General features: G+C 73.8%; 2 protein-coding genes and 1 pseudogene. All 3 read left to right on the top strand.

The features are described 5' to 3' along the window. Positions 1 to 208 precede the first annotated feature (208 nt). The 3 genes and pseudogenes from hutH (at position 209) to ACWJ6R_RS31940 (ending at position 3790) form a co-directional block, all read left to right on the top strand. Positions 209 to 1755 (top strand): annotated as a pseudogene (gene hutH, locus ACWJ6R_RS31950) (histidine ammonia-lyase). 197 nt (positions 1756 to 1952) lie between these two features. Beyond that, positions 1953 to 2963 (top strand): chorismate-binding protein, encoded by a 1011-nt coding sequence (locus ACWJ6R_RS31945; protein ID WP_449065787.1) that lies wholly within the window; start codon positions 1953 to 1955, stop codon positions 2961 to 2963. After that, positions 2960 to 3790, top strand: coding sequence for an aminotransferase class IV (locus tag ACWJ6R_RS31940; protein WP_449065786.1), 831 nt, complete (start codon positions 2960 to 2962; stop codon positions 3788 to 3790). The genes ACWJ6R_RS31945 and ACWJ6R_RS31940 overlap by 4 nt, the downstream gene beginning before the upstream one ends. Positions 3791 to 3846 lie beyond the last annotated feature (56 nt).

Genomic DNA, 3846 nt, shown 5'->3' with positions numbered 1-3846 from the left:
AACCCGCGACCCTCACCTTGGCAAGGTGATGCTCTACCACTGAGCCACTTCCGCGTGTGTTTCCGGGCGAGCCGGTCTCACGCAGAGAACTCTAGCGAATAGGCGGCGACTCCCCAAACCGGGATTCCGTCCTCGCGCCGTCCGGAGGGGGAATGTAAGGGCCTAGCATGGGGGTCACCGGTTACATCGAATGCGAGAGAGTGACACCATGCGCGACAACGTGGTCGTGAACATCGGGCCCGAGCCGCTGACCTTCGCCGAGGTGGTCGCCGTCGCCAGACGCGGCGCCGCCGTACGGCTCACCGACGACGCCGTGGCCGCGATGGCCGCGGCCCGCACTCGCGTCGACGAGCTCGCCGAGAGCCCCACCCCGGCCTACGGGGTGTCGACCGGTTTCGGAGCGCTGGCCACCCGGCACATCGACCCCTCGCTCCGGGCGCAGCTCCAGCGCTCGCTGGTCCGCTCGCACGCCGCCGGGTCCGGCCCGGAGGTGGAGGCCGAGGTGACCCGCGCGCTGATGCTGCTGCGCCTGCACACGCTGGCCACCGGGCACACCGGTGTGCGGCCGAAGACCGCGAAGGTGCTCGCGGACCTGCTCAACGCGCACATCACCCCGGTCGTGCACGAGTACGGCAGCCTGGGCTGCTCCGGAGACCTCGCCCCGCTCTCCCACGTGGCGCTCACGATCATGGGGGAGGGCGTCGTCCGCGACGCCGCCGGGAATCTCACCGGCGCGGCCGAGGCGCTCAAGCAGGCGGGCATCGAGCCGGTCGAGCTGGCCGCCAAGGAGGGCCTCGCGCTCATCAACGGCACCGACGGCATGCTGGGCATGCTGATCCTGGCGATGGACGACCTGGCGAGGCTGTTCACGACCGCCGACGTCGCGCGGCCATGAGCGTGGAGGCGCTGCTCGGCACCGACCGGGTCTTCGCCGCCGACCTGCAGGCCCTGCGCCCGCACCCCGGCCAGGCCGCCAGCGCGGCCAACCTCCGCGCGCTGCTCGCGGAGTCGGGCATCATGGCCAGCCACCGGGACGGCACCTGCACCCGCGTCCAGGACGCCTACTCGCTGCGGTGCGCCCCGCAGGTCGCCGGGGCGGCCCGCGACACCCTGGCGCACGCCGCCTCGGTCGCCATGCGCGAACTCGCCTCCGCGATCGACAACCCGGTGGTCCTGGCCGACGGCAGGGTGGAGTCCAACGGCAACTTCCACGGCGCCCCCGTCGGCTACGTGCTGGACTTCCTGGCCATCGCGGTCGCCGACCTGGCGAGCATCTCCGAGCGGCGCACCGACCGCATGCTCGACGTCGCCCGCAGCCACGGCCTGCCGGCCTTCCTCGCCGACGACCCCGGCGTGGACTCCGGCCACATGATCGCCCAGTACACCCAGGCCGCGATCGTCTCCGAGCTCAAGCGCCTGGCGGTTCCCGCCAGCGTGGACTCCATCCCGAGCTCCGCCATGCAGGAGGACCACGTCTCCATGGGCTGGTCGGCCGCCCGCAAGCTGCGCCGCGCGGTGGACGGGCTGACCAGGGTGCTCGCGGTGGAGATCCTCACCGCGGCCCGCGCGATCGGCCTGCGGGCGCCGCACCGGCCCGCGCCCGCGACCGGGGCCGTGGTGGCCGCCCTGCGCGAGGCGGTCCCCGGCCCCGGCCCGGACCGCTTCCTGGCCCCGGAGATCGAGGCGGTGGTCCGCCTGGTCGCGACCGGCGCGGTCGTCGCCGCCGCGGAGACGGTCACCGGACCCCTGACCTGACCCCTGACCTGACCCCTGACCTGACCCCTGACCTGACCCCTGACCTGACGCCTGGCCTGACGCCTGGCCTGACGCCTGGCTTGACGCCGGGGCCTGGCGCCGGGGCCTGGCGCCCGGTGTCCGGCCCTCGGCCCGGGCGCCGGCGGGCCTCCTGCGGCGGCAGGCGGGGCAGACGGGGCAGGGAGGACAATGGAGGGGTGCACGACTCGTTCGCCCATGTCGGCGGCCGCCTGGCCACCCGGCTCCTCGACGTCACCACCGACCTGTCCGCGCTCGACGGCCAGGGGTGGTGGGCCGTCGTGGTCGATTACGAGGGAAAGGTCACGTGCGCCCGGTTCGCCGACGTCCGGGCCGCTCCGCTGCCCGCGCCGCGCGGGCCCTGGCGGGGCCCGCACCCGTCGCAGTGGCGCAGCTCGCTCGACCGGGCCGCCTACGAGGAGGGCGTGCGCCGCATCCGCGGCCGGATCGAGCGCGGCGACGTCTACCAGGCGAACCTGTGCCGGGTGCTCACCGCGCCGCTGACCGGGGACCCGGACCCGGCGGCTCTGGCACTGCGGCTCGCGGAGGGCAACCCCGCGCCCTACGCCGCCACGATCGGCCTGCCGGGGCTGAGCGTGGTCTCGGCCTCGCCGGAGCTCTACCTGTCCCGGGAGGGCGACGTGATCGAGTCCCGGCCGATCAAGGGGACCGGGGCCACCGCGGCGGACCTGCTGGACAAGGACCACGCGGAGAACGTGATGATCGTCGACCTGGTCCGCAACGACCTGGGCCGGGTCGCCGCGGTGGGCTCGGTGAGCGTCCCGGCGCTGTGCGAGGTCGAGGAGCACCCCGGCCTGGTACACCTGGTCTCCACGGTCCGGGCCCGCCTCGCGCCGGAGGCCGGCTGGCCGGAGCTGTTCGCCGCGACGTTTCCTCCGGGTTCGGTGACCGGTGCACCGAAATATTCCGCTCTGCGCATCATCGAGGAGCTCGAACCCGAGCCGCGGGGGCCATACTGTGGTGCGGTGGGCTGGGTCGACGCCGATCGGCACCGGGCGTCGCTGGCCGTGGGAATCCGCACGTTCTGGCTCTCGTCCGGAACGATCCGCTTCGGCACGGGGGCGGGCATCACCTGGGGAAGCGATCCGCGGCGTGAATGGCAGGAAACCGAGCTGAAGGCGTCCCGGCTCATCGCGCTCGCCTCCACCCCTGAAGGAGATCTGCAATGAACGTTCCCGTGTGGGTCAACGGGAGACTGACCGATCCGGCGCGGGCCGTCGTCTCGGTCTTCGACCACGGGCTCATGGTCGGCGACGGCGTGTTCGAGACCGTCAAGTGCGTCGGCGGGACCCCGTTCGCGCTCACCCGTCACCTGGAGCGGCTCCGGCTCTCCGCCCGGCGGATGGAGATGCCCGAGCCCGACACCGACGCGATCGCCGAGGGGGTGCGGGCCTGCCTGGCCCAGGCGCCCTCCTGGGCCCTGGGCCGGATCCGCATCACCCACACCAGCGGTCCGGGCCCGCTCGGCTCCGACCGGGGCGACCAGGGCCCCACCACCGTGATCGTCGTCGCGGAGCAGAAGCCCTTCCCCGCCACCGCGGACGTCGCCGTGGTGCCCTGGCCGCGCAACGAGCACGGCGCGCTGGCCGGGGTGAAGAGCACCTCCTACGGCGAGAACGCCAAGGCGCTCTTCCACGCCAAGGCCAGGGGCGGCGGAGAGGCGATCTTCGGGAACACCGCAGGGAACCTCTGCGAGGGCACGGGCAGCAACGTCTTCATCGTGCGCGAGGGACGGCTGATCACTCCCACCCTCGCCGCCGGCTGCCTGGCGGGCGTCACCCGCGCGCTCACCCTGGAGTGGTGCGGCGGGGTGGAGGAGGACGTCCCGCTCTCGGCGCTGCACGAGGCCGAGGAGGCGTTCCTGACCTCGACCACCCGGGACGTCCAGCCGATCCGGACGGTCGACGGGACCGTGCTCCCGGCCGCCCCCGGCCCGATCACCGTCAAGGCGATGCGGATCTTCGCCGAGCGCGCCGCGGACGACCTCGACCCGTGACGGCCGGACGCGCCGCGAGCCCGTGCGGCGGGGCCGCGGACGGCCTGTCCCGGGAG

The sequence above is a fragment of the Planomonospora algeriensis genome (genome assembly GCF_977012225.1).
This window is presented reverse-complemented; position numbering and strand designations above follow the sequence as displayed.

Coding starts and splice junctions, on each gene's coding strand:
- ACWJ6R_RS31940 (WP_449065786.1), top strand. CDS start 2,960: ATGAACGTTCCCGTGTGGGTCAACGGGAGACTGACCGATCCGGCGCGG.